The organism is Micromonospora sp. NPDC057141 (genome assembly GCF_042670805.1).
Taxonomy (GTDB): domain Bacteria; phylum Actinomycetota; class Actinomycetes; order Mycobacteriales; family Micromonosporaceae; genus Micromonospora.
Genome location: NZ_JBHUVA010000038.1, coordinates 38659 through 58608, shown reverse-complemented (window position 1 = coordinate 58608; position 19950 = coordinate 38659). Strand labels below are relative to the sequence as shown.

Genomic DNA, 19950 nt, shown 5'->3' with positions numbered 1-19950 from the left:
GACACCCGCCGGGCGGCGGCGGTTGCGGCCAGACACAGGCCAGGCATCGGCGCGGAGTTCACTCTCGGTGACAAATAGGGAGCAGGATGACGAGCCGAGCGGCAGCCGTGCGACGACGCGGGACTGACCTGGCCTGGCTGATCACCGGGCCACTGGCGTTCCTGGCGGTCATCTGCTGCCTGCTGATCGCGCTGGTCGAAGAGGACAAGCCGCCGTACGGCGAGTGGGGCCTGGGCCTGCTGCTGCTCACCGCCCTGGTCGCCGCCCACCTGCCGGTGCTGAGCTTCATCGTCCGGCGGCAGACGCTCTCGGCCACGATCACCGAGATCCCGCTGGTCCTGGCGCTCTATTATCTGCCGCCCCTGACCCTGGTGCTGGTGGCCACCCTGGCCGCCCTGATCGCCCAGTTCCGGCGGCGGCTCGGCCCGGCCAAGTTCGCGTTCAACGTCGCCCGGTCCGCCGCGGCGACCTCCCTCGCGGGCCTGGTGCTGCTGGCGTTGCCCCCGATCCGGGGGGTGGGCCCCGGCACGTGGGGCATCCTGTTCGCGGCGGTCAGCACCATCACCCTGGTCACCCTCGCCGCCGTGGTCGGCGTGATCACCCTTCTCCAGGGTTGGCAGGCCGGGCTGGAGGTGGTCCGGACCTCCACCGTTCCGCTGCTCGCGGCGGCGGTGAACGCGACCGTCGGCCTGATCATCCTGCTCGCGCTGAAGGCCACCTACTGGTCGCTGCTGCTGCTCGGCGCGCTCGCGCTCACGGTGGCGCTGGTCTACCGGGCGTACGCCCAGTTCCTCCGCCAGCACCGCACGCTCGCCGACATCTACGAGCTGACCAGGGCGATGACCCGCAGCGGCCAGGACGGCACGCTGCCGGACGCGCTGCTCGGCCGGGTCCGCGCCCTCATGCAGGCCGAGTACGCCACCCTGTGGCTGCCCGCCCAGGGCCGGCACCCGGAGGTGCTGCTGACCGCCCGGATCGACGGGCGGGGCCTGCTCGACTTCTCGAAGATCCCGGCGACGGTGCGGGAACGGGTCGTGCAGCAGCGGCAGACCGTCGCGCTCGGCGCCCGGCTCGGCGGGGACCGGGAGCACATGGCCATGTTGCGCGCCGCGTCGACGAAGGACGCGATCGTCGTGCCGCTGCGCTCCGGCGAGGCGGTGATCGGCACCCTGGAGGTGGTCAACCGGCTCAGCGACGTCGGCCACTTCACCCCGGCGGACGTGCCGGTGATCGAGACGGTCGCCGCGCACGCGGCGGTGGCCCTGGAGAACTCCCGGCTGATGGACCGGCTGCGCCACGACGCCTACCACGACACGCTGACCAAGCTGCCCAACCGGCGGCGGATCAGCGCGGCGCTCGACGAGGCCGTGAAGATCCGGGCCCCGGGCGAGGTGGTCGCCGTCCTGCTGTTCGACGTCGACGGGCTGCGCCAGGTCAACGAGTCGCTCGGCCACGCGGCCGGCGACCAGGTCCTCGCCGAGGTCGCCGTCCGGCTGCGCGCGTCCGCCCCGTCCTCGGCGCTGGTCGGCCGGGCCGGCGGCGACGAGTTCCTGGTGACGCTGCGGCTGGAGAACGCCGAGGCGGCACTGGAGCTGGCCGCCCGGCTGCGCGAGGAGATCCGCGCCGAGATGGTCTTCGACGCGTTCACGCTGGACGTCGACACCGCCGTCGGGGTCGCCGTGCACCCCGACCACGGCAGCGACGCCGCGACCCTGCTGCAACGGGTCGACCTGGCCGCGATGGCGGCGAAGTCCATGCCGGGCAGCATCCAGCTGTTCAACCCGGCGCTGGAGTCGAGGTCGCTGCGCCGCCTCGGCCTCGCCGGCGACCTGCGCAAGGCCCTCGACGACGGCGCGCTGGAGGTCTACTTCCAGCCGAAGGTGACGCTGCGGCACCGCCGCCTGGTCGGGGTGGAGTGCCTGGCCCGCTGGGAGCACCCGGCGCACGGCGAGGTCGCCCCGGAGGACTTCGTGGCGGTGGCGGAGCACACCGGCCAGCTGGGCCGGTTGACGGAGGTGGTGCTCCGGGAGGGGCTGCGGCGCAGCCGGGACTGGGCGCACGCCGAGCAGCCGCTCGCCGTCGCGGTCAACCTTTCCGCGCGTACGCTCACCGACCGGCACTTCCCCGACCGTGTGCGCGAGTTGCTCGCCGAGTACGACGTGCCCCCGCAGCGGCTCACCTTCGAGATCCGTGAGGCCGGGGTGCTCGACGGCACCGACCGGCCGATCCCGACCCTGCGCCGGCTGCGCGACCTCGGCGTGCGGCTCTCCGTGGACGACTTCGGCACCGGTTCGTCCTCGCTGGCCTACCTGCGCCGGCTGCCCGTGCACGAAGTCAAGGTGGACCGCTCCTTCGTGCAGGGCATGGCGACCGACCCGGGGGACCTGGCGATCGTCAACGCCGTGGTGACCCTCTCCCAGCAGTTCGGCCTCGCGGTGGTGGCCGAGGGCGTGGAGAGCGAGCTGACCCTGGAGCTGCTCCAGGACATCGGCTGCGAGATCGGCCAGGGCTTCCTGTTCAGCCGGCCGCTGCCGTACGAGCGTCTGGAGGCGTGGTTCGGGGCCCAGCTGGAGTCCGAGGCGCTCGTCACCCCGGACGTCCGGCGGTTGCGGATCGTCCCCTGATCCGGCCGCCGGCCGGGACCGGCAACGGGGCGGCTAGCGCCGCTGAGCTGGGGGGATGTTGCGATGCGCGAGGGTGGGGGGATCCGATTTCACCTCGGGCGCGGGGCCGTGTACTCTTACCTCTGCGCGGCCACCGAGTGATCGCGCAAGCCCCCTTAGCTCAGTCGGCAGAGCGTCTCCATGGTAAGGAGAAGGTCTACGGTTCGATTCCGTAAGGGGGCTCAAAGGGTCCGGCTGGACCCGCCACGGCGGTGTAGCTCAGATGGCAGAGCAAGCGGCTCATAATCGCTGTGTCGCCGGTTCAAGTCCGGCCACCGCTACTCTCGTCCTCCGGGCCAGCTTCCGGCGGTCGGTGGGATGGGCGCCATAGGCGCCCACTTTGCATGTCCGCGTCGCCAGCGCGTAGGCTGAGGCGCTGTAGTTGTTGTCCGTTAGCGAGGAAGGCACTCCGCCGTGGCGAAGGCTACCGATGTCCGGCCGAAGATCACTTTGGCGTGTGTGGAGTGCAAGGAGCGCAACTACATCACGCGCAAGAACCGCCGCAACGACCCGGACCGCATCGAGCTGAAGAAGTTCTGCCCCCGGGACGGCAAGCACACGGTTCACCGCGAGACCCGCTGACCCGTCGCCGGTTCGCGCCGGCCAGCACGACACCCGATCGCCGATCCGGAGCGGACGCGCGGCCTCTTGGTCGACCGCCCGCCCCCGGGTCGGCTTTCGTGCTTCCCGTGTAGGTTCTCGGGCATGTCCCTGGACCCGTCCTACGTCGGCCGGACCTATCCGCCGACCGCCCCCTACCAGGTGGGCCGTGAAAAAATCCGCGAGTTCGCCACGGCGATCGGCGCCGCCGACCCGGTGCACCACGATCCGGAGGCCGCCCGCGCGCTCGGGCACCCGGACGTGGTTGCCCCGCCGACCTTCCCCGTGGTGCTCACCATGGCCGCCACCCAGCAGATCGTCGACGACCCGGCCCTCGGCGTGGACTACAGCCGGGTGGTCCACGGCGACCAGCGCTTCGCGTACACCCGGCCGGTGGTGGCCGGCGACGAGCTGGTCTGCGTGAACACCATCGAGGACATCACCAGCCGCAGCGGGCACGACTTCCTGACCACCCGCACCGACGTGAGCACGGCCGCCGGCGAGCCGGTGGTCGCCGTCTGGTCCAAGCTCGTCGTACGCGGGGAGGCCTGACATGGAACTGTCCACCCAGACCTTCCGGGTCACCCGGGCCGACCTGGTCCGCTACGCGGGCGCCTCGGGCGACTTCAACCCGATCCACTGGAGCGACCGGGTCGCCACCGGGGTCGGCCTGCCCGGGGTGATCGCGCACGGCATGTTCACCATGGCCCTGGTGGGCCGGGCGGTCGCCGAGTGGGCCGGCGCGCCCGACGCGGTGGTCGACTACGGGGTCCGGTTCGCCCGCCCGGTGGTCGTCCCCGATGACGACGCCGGCACCGAGATCGAGGTGACCGCGAAGGTCCGCGAGGGTGCGGGGGAGGGTCTGACCAGGCTGGACATCACCGCGACGTGCCGGGGCGAGAAAGTGCTCTCGCAGGCCCGGGCGGTGATCAGGACGCCCCGCTGAGGAGTTCGCGCCACGCGCGGGGGCAGACCGGTTGGGAAAGTCGCGCCGGTACCCGTACACTGGTCCGCCGTGGGGCAAGTGACCCCGCCCGGTGCATCATGGCCGGGTCGGGCGAGCGTTGCCGCACAGGGGTGTAGCTCAATTGGCAGAGCAGCGGTCTCCAAAACCGCAGGCTGCAGGTTCAAGTCCTGTCACCCCTGCGCCTCAGGCCTGACCGTTCCCGTGGGTCGCGCCGCCAACCGGCGGCGTCCGGCCCGTGGTGGTGGCATCGGCGGGGTGGGTTCCGAGGCATCGGGCCCGTCCGTCGATCCGCCGGCCGCGGCCCGTCGCGGGACGGTTGGTCCGGCCGGCGTGACCAGCGCCGCGCACGCCGCACCGGCGTGCGACCCGATTCCCGCGACGGAGGGCGAAGTGGCCGAGAACAAGCGGCGCAGCGAGGACGCCGGCGACGACGACCGTCTGAACGACGATGTCGTCGACGACGTGGCCGCCGACGACGACGCCACCGACGACGCGGACGAGCCGGTCTCGCGTGGTGGCACGGCCACCCGGGCGCGGGCCAAGGCCGAGTCGGCCGACGAGAGGAAGACCCGCAAGGACACCGAGCGGGTGGGGCTGTTCGCCCGCATCGCGCGGTTCTTCCGCGAGGTCGTGGCCGAACTGCGTAAGGTCATCTGGCCGACCCGCAAGGAGCTGCTGACCTACACCGCGGTGGTGGTCACCTTCGTCGCCGTGATGCTGACGATCGTGGCCGGCCTGGACTACGCCTTCGCGAAGGGCGTGCTGTGGGTCTTCGGAAACCCCAGCTGACCGGCTGATCCAGCCGATAGTGACGGAAGTGAGCAAGCGTGCCTGAGTACGACGAGACCGCCGAGACCACGGACGAGCAGTCCGCGGTGGCGACGGCGGCCAACGATGAGTCGGTCGAGGCCGCCAGCGAGCCGGACTTTCCGACCACCGAGCCCGCCCCGGACGAGGAGTACGACCCGGTTGCGGAGCTGCGCCAGAAGCTGCGCTACGCGCCGGGCGACTGGTACGTGGTGCACTCGTACGCCGGCTACGAGAACAAGGTCAAGACCAACCTCGAGACCCGGATCACGTCCCTCGACATGGAGGACTACATCTACCAGGTCGAGGTGCCGACCCGGGAAGAGGTCGAGGTCAAGAACGGCAAGCGGTCCCAGATCCAGGCCAAGGTCTTCCCGGGCTACATCCTGGTCCGGATGGAGCTGACCGCCGAGTCATACTCCTGCGTGCGGAACACCCCCGGGGTCACCGGCTTCGTGGGGGCGACCGACCGGGCCGACCGGCCCGCGCCGCTGAGCCTCGACGAGGTCCTCAAGTGGCTGGCCCCGGCGGTCGAGACCGAGCAGAAGAAGGCCAAGCCCGAGATCAGGGTCCTCGACTTCGAGGTGGGCGACTCGGTGACCGTCACCGACGGCGCGTTCGCCTCGCTGCCGGCGACGATCAGCGAGATCAACGCCGACCAGCAGAAGCTCAAGGTGCTGGTGTCGATCTTCGGCCGGGAGACGCCGGTCGAGTTGAACTTCAACCAGGTCACCAAGATCTGACGTTTCCTTCTTGCCGGCGGTGGGCAGCGGCCCGCCGCCGGCAAGGTCGTCTCCGCCCCCTCACCGACCTCGGCGCATGCGGCGGCGGAGCGTTGCGCTACCCTAGAACGTCGGCTGTCGCATCGCGCTGACCGTGCGCGCCCCCGGCCGGCACCTTTCCCAGTTCCAAGTGCCAGGAAGATCCCAGCTCCAAGCCCCAGGAAGAGACATGCCTCCGAAGAAGAAGCTCGTCAAGACGTTCACGCTTCAGCTGAAGGCGGGCCAGGCCACGCCGGCGCCGCCGGTCGGCCCCGCGCTCGGCCAGCACGGCGTCAACATCATGGAGTTCTGCAAGACCTACAACGCGCAGACCGAGGCCCAGCGGGGCGACATCGTCCCCGCCGAGATCAGCGTCTACGAGGACCGCAGCTTCACCTTCGTCCTGAAGACCCCGCCCGCCGCCCAGCTGCTGATCAAGGCCGCCGGCGTGCAGAAGGGCTCCGGCGTCCCGCACAAGGAGAAGGTCGGCTCCGTCACCCGCGCCCAGCTGCGGGAGATCGCCGAGAAGAAGATGGTCGACCTCAACGCCAACGACATCGAGCAGGCTGAGAAGATCATCGCCGGCACCGCCCGGTCGATGGGCCTGACCGTCGGCGACTGACCTCGCTCCACCGCCTCACCCGATCAGTTCGTGGGAGGGCGCGCGGAGAGCCGCGGCCCGCCATAGACCACAGGAGTAACCAGAAATGCAGCGCAGCAAGACCTACCGCAAGGCCGCCGAGGTCATCGACCGGTCGAAGCTCTACACGCCGGCCGAGGCGGTCAAGATCGCCAAGGACACCACCAGCGCCAAGTTCGACGCCACGGTCGAGGTCGCCATGCGCCTCGGCGTCGACCCCCGCAAGGCGGACCAGATGGTCCGCGGCGTGGTCAACCTGCCGCACGGCACCGGCAAGACCGCCCGCGTGATCGTCTTCGCCGCCGGCGCGAAGGCCGAGGAGGCCGTCGCCGCGGGTGCGGACGAGGTGGGCACCGACGAGCTCGTCGCCCGGATCCAGGGCGGCTGGCTCGACTTCGACGCGGCGATCGCCACGCCGGACCAGATGGCCAAGATCGGCCGGATCGCGCGGATCCTGGGCCCGCGCGGCCTGATGCCGAACCCGAAGACCGGCACGGTGACCATGGACGTCACCAAGGCCGTCGCGGACATCAAGGGCGGCAAGATCACCTTCCGGGTGGACAAGCACTCCAACCTCCACCTGATCATCGGCAAGGCCTCGTTCTCCGAGACCCAGCTGATCGACAACTACGCCGCGGTCCTCGACGAGGTGCTGCGGGCCAAGCCCTCGGCGGCGAAGGGCAAGTACCTCAAGAAGGTCACCCTCACCACCACGATGGGCCCGGGCGTGCCGGTCGACCCCAACCTGATCAAGAACCTCCAGGAGGGCGCCGAGGCCTGAGCACCACCGCCTCGCCGGGGCCCCGCCACGACCCGTGGCGGGGCCCCGTCCGTCTGTCCGATGTGGCAGGCTCACGGCATGCGGTGGGAGGATGTCTGGCTCCGTTACCACCGGCGGGGTCCGTGGGTGCTGCGCGAGGCGCACCTGCGGCTGGGCCCCGGCGAGGCCGCCGTCGTGCTCGGCCGCAACGGCGTCGGCAAGTCGACGCTGCTCCAGCTGGCGGCGGGGGTGCTCCGGCCGGCCCGGGGCCGGATCGTCGACCGGCCGCGACACGTCGGCTGGGTCCCGGAGCGGTTCCCCGCCGACCAGCCGTTCACCGTGGGGCGCTACCTCGCCGGCATGGCCCGCGTCGCCGGCCTGGGCGGGGCCGAGGCCGGCGAGGCCGTGCGGCGGTGGACCGAGCGGCTGGGCCTCGCCCCCTTCCACGGCGTGCGGCTGCCCGAGCTGTCCAAGGGCACCGCCCAGAAGGTCGGCCTGGCCCAGGCGATGCTCCGCCGGCCCGGCCTGCTCATTCTCGACGAGCCCTGGGAGGGCCTGGACGCCGCCGCCCGCGAGCTGGTCCCCGCCCTGATCGACGAAGTGCTGGCGGCCGGCGGGTCGGTGCTGGTCAGCGACCACCGGGGCGAGACCGCCCGGCTGCCGGGCGCCGCCCGCTGGACGGTCGCCGACGGCACCGTCACCGCGAGGGCCCCGGCCGACGCGTCCCCCGGGGCGTTCGTCGTGGTCGAGGTCGCGGTCCCGGCCGCGCGCGCCGCCGGTGCCGTGGCCCGGCTCCGCGCGGACGGTCACCACGTCCTTCGAGTACGCGCCGACCCCGCCCCGCCCGACGCCCCCGTTCCCGCCGGAGGGCTACCCGCCCCCGCCCCCGTGGCCGGCACGCCATCCGCCCCGCCGGGCGCGGCAACCCCGCCGGGGGCGACAGCCGGGGAGGCTGCCCCGGCAACCGGGGCGGTGGACGCCTCCGGGTCGGGCGGGCAGGTGCCCCGGTGATCGCGCTCGTGCGGCTGCGGCTGGCCGGCTTCCTGCGTACCGGACGGGTGGTCGCCCCGCTGCTGGCCGGCCTGCTCGCCCTCGGCGTCCTCTACGGCGGCGGCCGGGCCCAGCCGGCGGAGGCCTACGGCGTGTCGGCGGTGGTGCTCTTCCCGGTGCTGGCGTGGCAGACCAAGCTCCTGCTCGACGTCGAGCCGGACGCGCAGCGCCGGCTGGCCCTGGTGCTCGCCGGGGCGGCCCGGGAGCGGGCCGCCGGGCTGCTCGCGGCGCTCGTGGCCGGGCTCGGCACGGTCGCCGTCGCGCTGGTCTTCCCCTGGCTGGTGGGCGGGGTGACCAGCCAGGTGGAGCCGGGCGGCCGGTCGGTGGCCGCCGGGGTGGCCCTCGGCGGCTGGGCGCACCTGCTCGCCCTGCCCGCCGCGGTGGCGCTCGGCGCGCTGGCCAGCCGGGCGGTGACAGGCAGCGCGGGGTACGGCGTGGCGGTGCTGGCGCTCGGCGCGGTCGGCTCGTTGGTCCTCGGCCTGTCGGCCTCGGTGGCGCCCTGGCTGGTGCCCCCGGTGCTGCCCGTCGCCCGGGCCGCGGCCGCCAGTCCGTCCGCCGCCTCGGTGGCCCTGCTCACCGCGTGGGCCGCCGCCTGGAGCGCGACGGCGCTCGCCGGCTACGCCTGGCTTCGGCGCGCCCGCGCCTGAGCAGCCGGGCGGCGGGGGAGTGACGGGGCGCACCCGGGGGGCGATTTGGCGCTCACGGGGCGTGTCGCGTAGCCTTGCGTCGAAGTACCACCCAGAGACCGCTGGTCACCGTGCCTAGGCACGGTCGAAGGTCCCGATCCGACGGGCGACCCGCGCAGGGCGGCAAGCGAAACTCGGCTGTGTTCCCGTGGTCCGCCGACTGCGGTGCGACCGGCCGGCCCTCGCCCCGTGCGCCCTGCGCCGGGGCTTTCTCGTTGTCGCGGCCCTCCGGCGCCGGGAGGCCCACCGGCTTCCCGGAGACCAGCCTGGAGCAACGAGAGAGGAGGGACATGGCGGACAAGCCGATCCGGGCCGACAAGGCCACGGCCGTCGCTGAGATGACCGACAGCTTCCGCAACGCGGGCGCTACGGTGCTGACCGAGTACCGTGGTCTGACGGTTTCCCAGCTCACCCAGCTGCGGCGCTCGCTCGGCAAGGAGACCACCTACACGGTCGCGAAGAACACGCTGGCGAAGCGTGCCGCGGCCGACGCGGGCATCTCCGGCCTCGACGAGCTGTTCACCGGTCCTACCGCGCTGACTTTCGTTTCGGGCGACGTCGTCGAGGCGGCGAAGGGCCTTCGCGACTTCGCGAAGGCCAACCCGAAGCTCGTCATCAAGGGCGGCGTCTTCGAGGGCAAGGCCATTTCCGCGGCCGAGGTCACGAAGCTCGCCGACCTGGAGTCCCGCGAGGTGCTGCTGGCCAAGCTGGCCGGCGCGATGAAGGGCAACCTGAGCAAGGCTGCGGCCCTGTTCCAGGCTCCGCTCTCCAAGGCCGCCCGCGCGGCGGCCGCCCTGGCGGACAAGAAGCGCGAGCAGGAGGGCGCCGAGGCGGCCTGAGGCCTCCCGGCGCACCCACGTTCTTAGACAACCGTTAGAAAGGACGCCAGCCATGGCGAAGCTCAGCACCGACGAGCTGCTCGACGCGTTCAAGGAGATGACGCTGATCGAGCTCTCCGAGTTCGTGAAGCAGTTCGAGGAGACCTTCGAGGTCACCGCGGCCGCCCCGGTCGCGATCGCCGCCGCCGGTGGCGCCGGTGGCGCCGCCGCCGCGCCCGTCGAGGAGGAGAAGGACGAGTTCGACGTCGTCCTCGAGGCCGACGGTGGCAAGAAGATCCAGGTCATCAAGGTCGTGCGCGAGCTGACCGGCCTGGGCCTCAAGGAGGCCAAGGACGCGGTCGAGGCCGCGCCGAAGGCCATCCTCGAGAAGGTCAACAAGGAGACCGCCGAGAAGGCCAAGGCCAAGCTCGAGGGCGAGGGCGCCAAGGTCACCCTCAAGTAATTGAGGTAGGACTCAGGCGCGCGCCCGGTTCAGCTCACGTGAGCCAGGGCACATCGCGTCGCGGCGGGCGGTGATCCGAATTCGGGTCACCGCCCGCTGTGTTGGTGTCGTGACTCCCTGACAGCGTCGTGAGCAGGGCGGCGACGCTCCACGCCCGGCGGTGCGGCGCGTTAGGCCGGTCCCCCACGCGTGGGAAACACCTGTCGCGCACGAGACGGGCCCTTGACGCGGCACCGGGCCGCCAGGCACGCTGACACCAGCAAGACCTTCCGCGCTTGCGACGGCCACCATCCGGGTAATGGCAGCGGCGGCACCATCGTCCGCGGCACCCGGGCGGTCCGTGGGTATGCCGCGTTCCGAGCGGCCCGGTCAGGCCCCGTTTCGGGGGCCCCGAGGCACGTTCCGCGACGACCTGCGGGTTGGGCTGGACAGCGGTTAGCCTCTCGGCTACACTGCTAGTTTGCGCTGCCTTCCGACTTGACCCCTGCGCAGAAATGTCCGATTACGGGTATTTCTGGTGGGGTCATTGGAGTGCACGCGTACCAGCCGTTCTGCAGCACCGGTCCTCGGAAGGACGCATCTTGGCAGCTTCCCGCCCTGCGAAGACCAGTCGTACGTCGAGCGCTTTCGCACCTCGCCGAGTCTCATTCGGCAGGATCACCGAACACCTCGAGGTCCCCAACCTCCTCGCCATCCAGAACGAGTCCTTCGACTGGCTCGTCGGCAACGAGGCTTGGCAGGGCCGGTCGGCGGACGACCCGCACGCACGCTCGGGTCTCGCGGAAATCCTCGACGAGATCAGTCCCATTGAGGACTTTTCCGGCACCATGTCGCTCTCCTTCTCGGCGCCGCGCTTCGACGAGGTCAAGGCCTCGATCGAGGAGTGCAAGGAGAAGGACCTGACCTACTGCGCCCCGCTGTTCGTGACGGCGGAGTTCACCAACAACACCACCGGCGAGATCAAGAGCCAGACGGTGTTCATGGGTGACTTCCCGATGATGACGCCCAAGGGCACCTTCATCATCAACGGCACCGAGCGCGTCGTGGTCAGCCAGCTCGTCCGGTCCCCGGGCGTCTACTTCGACAAGCAGCCGGACAAGACCTCCGACCGCGACCTCTCCAGCGTCAAGGTCATCCCGAGCCGGGGTGCCTGGCTCGAGTTCGACATCGACAAGCGCGACACCGTCGGCGTCCGCATCGACCGCAAGCGCCGGCAGGCCGTCACGGTCCTGCTCAAGGCCGTCGGTTGGTCGGCCGAGCGGATCCGCGAGAAGTTCGGCTGGTCCGAGCTGCTGATGACGACGCTCGAGAAGGACCACATCGCCGGCCAGGACGAGGCGCTGCTCGACATCTACCGCAAGCTCCGCCCTGGCGAGCCGCCGACCCGCGAGAACGCCCAGACCCTGCTCGACAACCTCTTCTTCAACCCGAAGCGGTACGACGTCGCCAAGGTCGGTCGGTACAAGTTCAACAAGAAGCTCGAGCTGAGCGTGCCGATCACCACCGGCACGCTCACCGAGGACGACATCGTCGCCACCGTGGAATACCTCTGCCGGCTGCACGCCGGTGAGGACGGCTACGAGGCCGACGACATCGACCACTTCGGCAACCGGCGCCTGCGCACGGTGGGCGAGCTGATCCAGAACCAGGTCCGCGTCGGCCTGTCCCGGATGGAGCGGGTCGTCCGCGAGCGGATGACCACCCAGGACGTCGAGGCGATCACGCCGCAGACCCTGATCAACATCCGTCCCGTCGTGGCGGCGATCAAGGAGTTCTTCGGCACCTCGCAGCTGTCCCAGTTCATGGACCAGACCAACCCGCTGGCGGGCCTGACCCACCGGCGCCGGCTGAGCGCGCTCGGCCCGGGTGGTCTGTCCCGGGAGCGGGCCGGCTTCGAGGTTCGCGACGTGCACCCGTCCCACTATGGCCGGATGTGCCCGATCGAGACGCCGGAAGGCCCGAACATCGGCCTGATCGGCGCGCTCTCCACCTTCGCCCGGGTCAACCCGTTCGGCTTCATCGAGACGCCGTACCGGAAGGTCGTCGAGGGTCGGGTCACCGACCGGATCGACTACCTGACCGCGGACGAGGAGGACCGGTTCGTCAAGGCGCAGGCGAACGCGCCGCTGAAGGCCGACGGCACGTTCGCCGAGGACCGGGTCCTGTGCCGCCGTAAGGGCGGCGAGACCGAGGACGTGGTCCCGGCCGCCGTCGACTACATGGACGTCTCGCCGCGGCAGATGACCTCGGTAGCGACCGCGATGATCCCGTTCCTCGAGCACGACGACGCCAACCGGGCACTGATGGGCGCGAACATGCAGCGCCAGGCGGTGCCGCTGGTCAAGGCGGAGTCGCCGCTGGTCGGCACCGGCATGGAATACCGTGCCGCCGTCGACGCCGGCGACGTGGTCGTGGCCGAGGTCGGCGGTGTCATCGAGGACCTCTGCGCCGACTACATCACCATCCACCAGGACGACGGCCACCGCCGGACGTACCTGCTGCACAAGTTCCGCCGCTCCAACGCCGGCTCCTGCGTCAACCAGAAGCCGGTGGTCTTCGAGGGCGACCGCGTCGAGGCCGGCCAGGTCATCGCCGACGGTCCCTGCACCGACGAGGGCGAGATGGCGCTCGGGCGCAACCTGCTGGTGGCGTTCATGTGCTGGGAGGGCCACAACTACGAGGACGCGATCATCCTGTCGCAGCGCCTCGTGCAGCAGGACGTGCTCACCTCGATCCACATCGAGGAGCACGAGGTCGACGCGCGGGACACCAAGCTCGGCCCGGAGGAGATCACCCGGGACATCCCGAACGTCAGCGAGGAGATGCTCGCCGACCTCGACGAGCGCGGCATCATCCGGATCGGCGCCGAGGTCGTCCCCGGCGACATCCTGGTCGGCAAGGTCACGCCCAAGGGCGAGACCGAGCTGACCCCGGAGGAGCGGCTGCTCCGCGCGATCTTCGGCGAGAAGGCCCGCGAGGTGCGGGACACCTCGCTGAAGGTGCCGCACGGCGAGACCGGCACGGTCATCGGCGTGCGCACGTTCTCCCGCGAGGACGGCGACGAGCTGCCCCCGGGCGTCAACGAGCTGGTCCGGGTCTACGTCGCCCAGAAGCGCAAGATCCAGGACGGCGACAAGCTCGCCGGCCGGCACGGCAACAAGGGCGTCATCTCGAAGATCCTGCCGATCGAGGACATGCCGTTCCTGGAGGACGGCACCCCGGTCGACATCGTGCTCAACCCGCTGGGTGTGCCGTCCCGGATGAACATCGGCCAGGTGCTGGAGACGCACCTCGGCTGGGTGGCCAAGACCGGGTGGAGCATCGACGGCGACGACACCGACTGGAAGCGCCAGCTGCGCTCCATCGAGGCGCACGAGTCCGAGCCGGACACCAACGTGGCCACGCCGGTCTTCGACGGCGCCCGCGAGGAGGAGATCTCCGGTCTGCTCTCGTCGACCCTGCCCAACCGGGACGGCAAGCAGCTGATCGGCTCCTCCGGCAAGGCGCAGCTGTTCGACGGTCGCTCCGGCGAGCCGCTGCCGGACCCGATCGCGGTCGGCTACATCTACATCCTGAAGCTCAACCACCTGGTCGACGACAAGATCCACGCCCGGTCGACCGGTCCGTACTCGATGATCACGCAGCAGCCGCTGGGTGGTAAGGCGCAGTTCGGTGGCCAGCGCTTCGGTGAGATGGAGTGCTGGGCGATGCAGGCGTACGGTGCCGCGTACGCCCTGCAGGAGCTGTTGACCATCAAGTCCGACGACGTCCTGGGCCGGGTCAAGGTCTACGAGGCGATCGTCAAGGGCGAGAACATCCCGGAGCCGGGCATTCCGGAGTCGTTCAAGGTGTTGCTCAAGGAACTGCAGTCGCTGTGCCTGAACGTCGAGGTGCTCTCCAGCGACGGCGTGGCCCTGGAGATGCGCGAGACCGACGACGAGGTGTTCCGGGCCGCGGAGGAGCTGGGCATCGACCTGTCCCGGCGCGAGCCGAGCTCGGTCGAAGAGGTGTAAGTGGTGGGGGTTGGGGGCCGGCCACCCCGCTCCGGGCGGTCAGGCTTGATCCCTCCGCGGGGCGGCCGGCCCCCAACCCCGCCCGTGATCTAGCTGTAAAGACGACGACATAGGGGACATAGTGCTCGACGTCAACTTCTTCGACGAGCTGCGCATCGGTCTCGCCACCGCCGACGATATCCGTCAGTGGTCGCATGGCGAGGTCAAGAAGCCCGAGACGATCAACTACCGCACCCTCAAGCCGGAAAAGGACGGGCTCTTCTGCGAGAAGATCTTCGGTCCGCAGCGGGACTGGGAGTGCTACTGCGGTAAGTACAAGCGGGTCCGGTTCAAGGGCATCATCTGCGAGCGCTGCGGCGTCGAGGTGACCCGCTCCAAGGTCCGCCGGGAGCGCATGGGTCACATCGAGCTGGCCGCTCCGGTGACCCACATCTGGTACTTCAAGGGCGTACCGAGCCGGCTGGGCTACCTGCTGGACCTCGCCCCGAAGGACCTCGAAAAGATCATCTACTTCGCCTCGTACGTCGTGACGAGCGTGGACGCCGAGTCGCGTCACCGTGACCTCTCGACCATCGAGAACGAGATCCTCGCCGAGAAGCGGCAGTCCGAGAACAGCCGCGACTCGGAGATCGAGAAGCGGGCCGCCAAGCTGGAGGCCGACCTGGCCGAGCTGGAGGCCGAGGGCGCGAAGGCGGACGTCCGGCGCAAGGTCAAGGAGGGCGGAGAGCGCGAGATGCGCCAGATCCGCGACCGGGCCCAGCGCGAGATCGACCGCCTGGACGAGGTGCTCGACACCTTCCGCAAGCTGGACCCGAAGCAGCTGGTCACCGACGAGCTGCTCTACCGGGAGCTGCGCGACCGGTTCGGCGAGTACTTCACCGGCGGCATGGGTGCCGAGGCGATCAAGGCGCTGGTGCAGAACATGGACCTCGACGCCGAGGCCGAGAGCCTGCGCGAGACCATCCGCTCCGGCAAGGGGCAGCGGAAGATCCGGGCGCTCAAGCGGCTCAAGGTCGTTGCGGCGTTCCTGAACACCCGCAACTCGCCGCTCGGCATGGTGCTGGACTGCGTCCCGGTCATCCCGCCGGACCTGCGCCCGATGGTGCAGCTCGACGGTGGCCGCTTCGCGACCTCCGACCTGAACGACCTGTACCGCCGCGTGATCAACCGGAACAACCGCCTCAAGCGGCTGATCGACCTCGGCGCGCCCGAGATCATCGTCAACAACGAGAAGCGGATGCTCCAGGAGGCCGTCGACGCGCTGTTCGACAACGGCCGCCGCGGCCGGCCGGTCACCGGTCCGGGCAACCGCCCGCTCAAGTCGCTGTCCGACATGCTCAAGGGCAAGCAGGGCCGGTTCCGGCAGAACCTGCTCGGCAAGCGCGTCGATTACTCCGGCCGTTCGGTCATCGTCGTCGGCCCGAAGCTGAAGCTGCACCAGTGCGGCCTGCCCAAGCAGATGGCGCTGGAGCTGTTCAAGCCGTTCGTGATGAAGCGGCTGGTCGACCTCAACCACGCGCAGAACATCAAGTCCGCCAAGCGGATGGTCGAGCGGCAGCGGCCGGTCGTGTGGGACGTGCTGGAAGAGGTCATCGGCGAGCACCCGGTGCTGCTCAACCGGGCGCCGACCCTGCACCGCCTGGGCATCCAGGCCTTCGAGCCGCAGCTGGTCGAGGGCAAGGCCATCCAGATCCACCCGCTGGTCTGCACGGCGTTCAACGCCGACTTCGACGGCGACCAGATGGCGGTGCACGTGCCGCTGTCCGCCGAGGCGCAGGCCGAGGCGCGGATCCTGATGCTGTCGTCCAACAACATCCTCAAGCCGGCCGACGGCAAGCCCGTCACCATGCCCACCCAGGACATGGTCATCGGCCTCTACCACCTGACCCACCTCACCGCCGGTGAGAAGGGCGAGGGCCGGGCGTTCAGCTCGGATGCCGAGGCGCGGATGGCGTTCGACGCCGGCGAGCTGCACCTGCAGGCGCCGGTGCGGATCCGCCTGCGCGGGCTGGTCGGGGTCGACAACGGCGCCGGCGCGCAGCCGTGGGTCGCGCCCGAGGGCTGGGTGGAGGGTGAGGCGCTCACCGTCGAGACCACCCTGGGCCGGGTGCTGTTCAACGAGACGCTGCCGCAGGGCTACCGCTTCGTGAACTACGAGATCCGCAAGGGTCAGCTCTCCGCGATCGTCAACGACCTCGCCGAGCGCTTCCCGAAGGTGGCCCTCGCGGCCACCCTCGACGGGCTCAAGGAGGCCGGTTTCCACTGGGCCACCTGGTCCGGCGTGACGATCGGCATGGAGGACGTCATCGCTCCGCCGCGCAAGCGGGAGATCCTGGAGAAGTACGAGAAGGAAGCCGACCGGATCGACAAGCAGTACCAGCGTGGTCTGATGACCGCCGAGGAGCGTCGCGGCGAGCTCATCGAGATCTGGACCAAGGCGACCAACGAGGTCGCCAAGGAGATGGACACCGCGCTGCCGCAGGAGAACCCGCTGTGGAAGATGATCAACTCGGGTGCCCGCGGTAACCTGCTCCAGCTCCGCCAGATCGCCGCGATCCGTGGTCTGGTGGCCAACCCGAAGGGCGAGATCATCCCCCGGCCGATCAAGGCCAGCTACCGGGAGGGTCTGTCCGTGCTGGAATACTTCATCTCCACGCACGGTGCCCGCAAGGGTCTCGCCGACACCGCGCTGCGGACCGCCGACTCGGGTTACCTGACCCGTCGTCTGGTGGACGTCTCGCAGGACGTCATCATCCGCGAGGAGGACTGCGGCACCGACCGGGCCATCCCGATGCAGATCGGCGAGCGGCGCGACGGCAAGCTGTACGTCCACGAGCACGCCGAGACCAGCGTCCACGCCCGGACCCTGGCCGACGACATCAAGGGCCAGGACGGCACCGTCGTCGCCCACCGGGGCCAGGACATCAACTCCATCCTGGTCGACGCGATCGTCGCCGCCGGGACGGAGACGGTGCGGGTGCGCAGCGTGCTCACCTGCGAGTCGAAGCTGGGCGTCTGCGGCGCGTGCTACGGTCGCTCGCTGCCGACCGGCAAGACCGTGGACGTCGGCGAGGCGGTCGGCATCATCGCCGCCCAGTCGATCGGTGAGCCCGGTACGCAGCTGACGATGCGTACGTTCCACACCGGTGGTGTCGCGGGTGAGGACATCACCCAGGGTCTGCCCCGGGTCCAGGAGATCTTCGAGGCCCGCGTCCCGAAGGGCAAGGCGCCCATCGCCGACACCCCGGGCCGGATCCGGATCGAGGACGGCGAGCGGTCGCGGAAGATCATCGTGGTGCCGGACGACGGCTCCGACGAGATCGTCTACGACAAGATCTCCAAGCGGGTCCGCCTGCGGGCCCACGACGGCGATCACGTCGAGGTCGGCGAGAAGCTCACCGAGGGCACCATCGACCCGCACGAGCTGCTACGCATCCTCGGCCCGCGTTCGGTCCAGGTCCACCTGACCCAGGAGGTCCAAGAGGTCTACCGCTCGCAGGGTGTGCTCATCCACGACAAGCACATCGAGATCATCATCCGCCAGATGCTCAAGCGGGTGACGGTCATCGACTCCGGCTCGACCGAGTTCCTGCCGGGCGTACTGGTCGACCGGGCGCTGTTCGAGTCGGAGAACCGTCGGCTCGTCGGCGAGGGTGGCGAGCCCGCCGCCGGTCGTCCGGTGCTGATGGGTATCACCAAGGCCTCGCTGGCCACGGACTCCTGGCTCTCGGCTGCCTCCTTCCAGGAGACCACCCGGGTGCTGACCGACGCGGCGATCAACTCGCGTAGCGACTCGCTGGTCGGCCTCAAGGAGAACGTGATCATCGGTAAGCTCATCCCGGCCGGTACGGGCATCAGCAAGTACCGCAACGTCCGGGTCGAGCCGACCGAGGAGGCCAAGGCCAAGGTCTACTCGATGACCGGTTACCCGGAGACCGACTACGGCTTCGGGCCGGCCAGCGGGCAGGCCGTGCCGCTGGACGACTTCGACTTCGGGTCGTACCGCTAAGATCACGCACTGACGACGAGGCCCCCGACGTACCGCCGGGGGCCTCGTCGTGTCCGGCCGCGTGCGACTTCGCCATGTCGCCGACATGGCGGGGTCGCCGGGCCCGGGACACCGCCGTCTTCCGCGGCCGGCTGGGATCGTCGCGGGGGACGGGCATGATGGAGGGCATGACGATCGCACCCGGGCAGGTGCCCGTCGCCCAGCACGGGGCACGCCACCCGCTCGACCCCGACCCGGTGCGCTCCAGCAAGGCCCGGGCGGTCTTCGCCCTCGGCCTGATGGGCGCGCTGACCGGGCTCTTCGTCGGCGGGGTGGTGCCGGCCACGCTCGCGCTCGTGCTGGCCCGGCAGGCCCGCCGTGAGGCGTACGCCTCGGGGGGTTTCCTCACCGGCACGGCCTGGCTGCGGCGCGGGGAGCGACTGGCCTGGGCCGGGCTGGTCCTGGTCGCGGCGGCCGTGGTGGCGGCCCTGGTGATCGGCCTGGTGCGGACGGCCGGCGCCCCGTTCGGGCACGACTACGCCCCGAACGTGGACTGACCGCCCCGGCGGGGGAGGCGTCGACTCGCGCCCACGGGGTTGGCCGGCCGGCGGTAGCCTGGCCGGTGTCCGTCGCGCGGCGATGGACGAAGATCGGTGACAGGAGGCCCTCGTGACGGAACCGGCGCGGCCCTCGGGCGAGTCGGCGGAGCGATCCGCCGCGCTCCCGGATCCGGCGGGGTCGCCGGCGGCGCCGGAGGAGAGCCCATGGGCCCGGCCCGCCGCCGGCGCGGGTCCGGGGGCAGCGGCCACCCCCGTCGAGCACGTCCCGTCGCCGCTCTCCCCGTCGCCGCTCTCCTCGCCGATCGGGGGCACCGAGCCCTCCGCAGGCGCGTTCCCGCAGCCCGATCCGTTCCCGGGGCCCGGTCCCGGGCCGGCTGCCGGTGCCGCGCCGGAGCTCGGTCCTGGCCTGGCCGCCGACTCCGCCCCGCAGCCGGCTTCCGGGCCGCAGCCGGGTCGCGCCGCGCACCCGGTTCCCGCCCTGCACCCGGCTACGGCCCCGCACCCGGGCCCCGTCGCTCATCCGGCTCCCTGGCCGCAGCCGGGCCTCGCGCCCTGGTCGGGGCACCCGGTCACGGCCCAGCCGGGGGCCGCGCCGGGCCAGTCGGTGAGCGGTGCCTGGGGTGGGCCGAACACCGGCTGGGGGCCGGCGCCGCCGTCGGTGCCGCCGCCGCCGAGGGGGGCGGCCCGGCCGCCCAAGCGGGTCGACCCGGTACCGGGCACCCCGTTCGGCGTGGTGCACCTCGATGTGCCCCCGGTCACGTCCGGGCTCGCGATCGGGTCCCTGGTGGCAGGCATCGCCTCCGCCCTGGTGTCGCTCCTGGTGATCTGCCTCGGGGCGACCGCGGGCACCCAGGGCGCCTGGGCCGCGGGTGTGTTCACGGTCCTCGGACTGCTGGCGGGCACGGCGGCCGTGGTGGCCGGCCTGCTCGGCAGGCGACAGCTCCGGCGTCCGGGGCCCCCGCCGGCGGTGCGCTTCACGGGCGGGGGTCTGGCGGTGGCCGGGATCAGTTGCGGCGCGGTAGGTCTGGTGCTCAGCCTGCTGGGTCTCGGCCTGGCACTGCTGCTCGCCCTGGGCTGAGCCGCCGGCCCGGGGACCCGGCCCGCTTCTGCTTGATCGACACCATGTCGGCGACGTGGCGGGGTCCGGGATGCGGGATGCCGCCACGTCGCCGAC

At 71.0% G+C, this 19950-nt stretch carries 16 protein-coding genes and 3 tRNA genes; all 19 read left to right on the top strand.

The window, feature by feature from the left end; genetic code table 11:
* Window positions 1–86: 86 nt before the first annotated feature.
* The 19 genes from ACFT41_RS19570 to ACFT41_RS19480 all read left to right on the top strand — a co-directional run bounded on the left by ACFT41_RS19570 (window position 87) and on the right by ACFT41_RS19480 (window position 19854).
* Window positions 87–2624, top strand: a complete 2538-nt coding sequence (locus tag ACFT41_RS19570) for a putative bifunctional diguanylate cyclase/phosphodiesterase (protein ID WP_377586207.1) — start codon at window positions 87–89, stop codon at window positions 2622–2624.
* Between the two features lie 149 nt (window positions 2625–2773).
* A tRNA-Thr gene (locus tag ACFT41_RS19565) sits at window positions 2774–2846 on the top strand.
* A gap of 25 nt (window positions 2847–2871) precedes the next feature.
* Window positions 2872–2944, top strand: a tRNA-Met gene (locus tag ACFT41_RS19560).
* A gap of 133 nt (window positions 2945–3077) precedes the next feature.
* Complete coding sequence (gene rpmG / locus ACFT41_RS19555) at window positions 3078–3245, top strand: 50S ribosomal protein L33 (RefSeq protein WP_013288652.1); 168 nt, start codon at window positions 3078–3080, stop codon at window positions 3243–3245.
* Between the two features lie 123 nt (window positions 3246–3368).
* The gene (locus ACFT41_RS19550; protein WP_377586205.1) at window positions 3369–3815 is read left to right on the top strand and encodes a MaoC family dehydratase N-terminal domain-containing protein; all 447 of its coding nucleotides are present in this window, start codon (window positions 3369–3371) and stop codon (window positions 3813–3815) included.
* A 1-nt stretch (window position 3816) separates the two neighbouring features.
* The gene (locus tag ACFT41_RS19545) at window positions 3817–4209 is read left to right on the top strand and encodes a MaoC/PaaZ C-terminal domain-containing protein (protein ID WP_043965474.1); all 393 of its coding nucleotides are present in this window, start codon (window positions 3817–3819) and stop codon (window positions 4207–4209) included.
* 127 nt (window positions 4210–4336) lie between these two features.
* A tRNA-Trp gene (locus ACFT41_RS19540) sits at window positions 4337–4409 on the top strand.
* A gap of 211 nt (window positions 4410–4620) precedes the next feature.
* Window positions 4621–5019 carry a preprotein translocase subunit SecE gene (gene secE / locus ACFT41_RS19535; RefSeq protein ID WP_377586203.1) on the top strand — a complete coding sequence of 133 codons (399 nt, stop codon included), beginning with the start codon at window positions 4621–4623 and terminating at the stop codon, window positions 5017–5019.
* Between the two features lie 38 nt (window positions 5020–5057).
* On the top strand, window positions 5058–5780 hold the full coding sequence (gene nusG, locus ACFT41_RS19530; RefSeq protein ID WP_377586201.1) for a transcription termination/antitermination protein NusG: 723 nt from the start codon (window positions 5058–5060) through the stop codon (window positions 5778–5780).
* A gap of 208 nt (window positions 5781–5988) precedes the next feature.
* Window positions 5989–6420: a 50S ribosomal protein L11 gene (rplK, locus tag ACFT41_RS19525; protein ID WP_377586199.1), complete on the top strand. Its 432-nt coding sequence runs from the start codon at window positions 5989–5991 to the stop codon at window positions 6418–6420.
* A gap of 85 nt (window positions 6421–6505) precedes the next feature.
* On the top strand, window positions 6506–7219 hold the full coding sequence (gene rplA, locus ACFT41_RS19520) for a 50S ribosomal protein L1 (RefSeq protein WP_377586197.1): 714 nt from the start codon (window positions 6506–6508) through the stop codon (window positions 7217–7219).
* Window positions 7220–7297: 78 nt separating this feature from the next.
* Window positions 7298–8209 carry an ATP-binding cassette domain-containing protein gene (locus ACFT41_RS19515; RefSeq protein ID WP_377586195.1) on the top strand — a complete coding sequence of 304 codons (912 nt, stop codon included), beginning with the start codon at window positions 7298–7300 and terminating at the stop codon, window positions 8207–8209.
* Entirely contained in the window at window positions 8206–8895 is a 690-nt protein-coding gene (locus tag ACFT41_RS19510; RefSeq protein ID WP_377586193.1) for a hypothetical protein, read from the top strand. The genes ACFT41_RS19515 and ACFT41_RS19510 overlap by 4 nt, the downstream gene beginning before the upstream one ends.
* Before the next feature lie 329 nt (window positions 8896–9224).
* The gene (gene rplJ / locus ACFT41_RS19505) at window positions 9225–9773 is read left to right on the top strand and encodes a 50S ribosomal protein L10 (RefSeq protein ID WP_074472513.1); all 549 of its coding nucleotides are present in this window, start codon (window positions 9225–9227) and stop codon (window positions 9771–9773) included.
* Window positions 9774–9825: 52 nt separating this feature from the next.
* Window positions 9826–10215, top strand: a complete 390-nt coding sequence (gene rplL / locus ACFT41_RS19500) for a 50S ribosomal protein L7/L12 (protein WP_377586191.1) — start codon at window positions 9826–9828, stop codon at window positions 10213–10215.
* A gap of 581 nt (window positions 10216–10796) precedes the next feature.
* On the top strand, window positions 10797–14228 hold the full coding sequence (locus tag ACFT41_RS19495; RefSeq protein WP_377586189.1) for a DNA-directed RNA polymerase subunit beta: 3432 nt from the start codon (window positions 10797–10799) through the stop codon (window positions 14226–14228).
* A 121-nt stretch (window positions 14229–14349) separates the two neighbouring features.
* Window positions 14350–18237: a DNA-directed RNA polymerase subunit beta' gene (locus ACFT41_RS19490; RefSeq protein WP_377586187.1), complete on the top strand. Its 3888-nt coding sequence runs from the start codon at window positions 14350–14352 to the stop codon at window positions 18235–18237.
* Between the two features lie 167 nt (window positions 18238–18404).
* Window positions 18405–18773, top strand: a complete 369-nt coding sequence (locus tag ACFT41_RS19485; protein WP_377586185.1) for a hypothetical protein — start codon at window positions 18405–18407, stop codon at window positions 18771–18773.
* A 661-nt stretch (window positions 18774–19434) separates the two neighbouring features.
* Window positions 19435–19854: a hypothetical protein gene (locus tag ACFT41_RS19480; protein WP_377586215.1), complete on the top strand. Its 420-nt coding sequence runs from the start codon at window positions 19435–19437 to the stop codon at window positions 19852–19854.
* The last annotated feature ends 96 nt before the right edge of the window (window positions 19855–19950 follow it).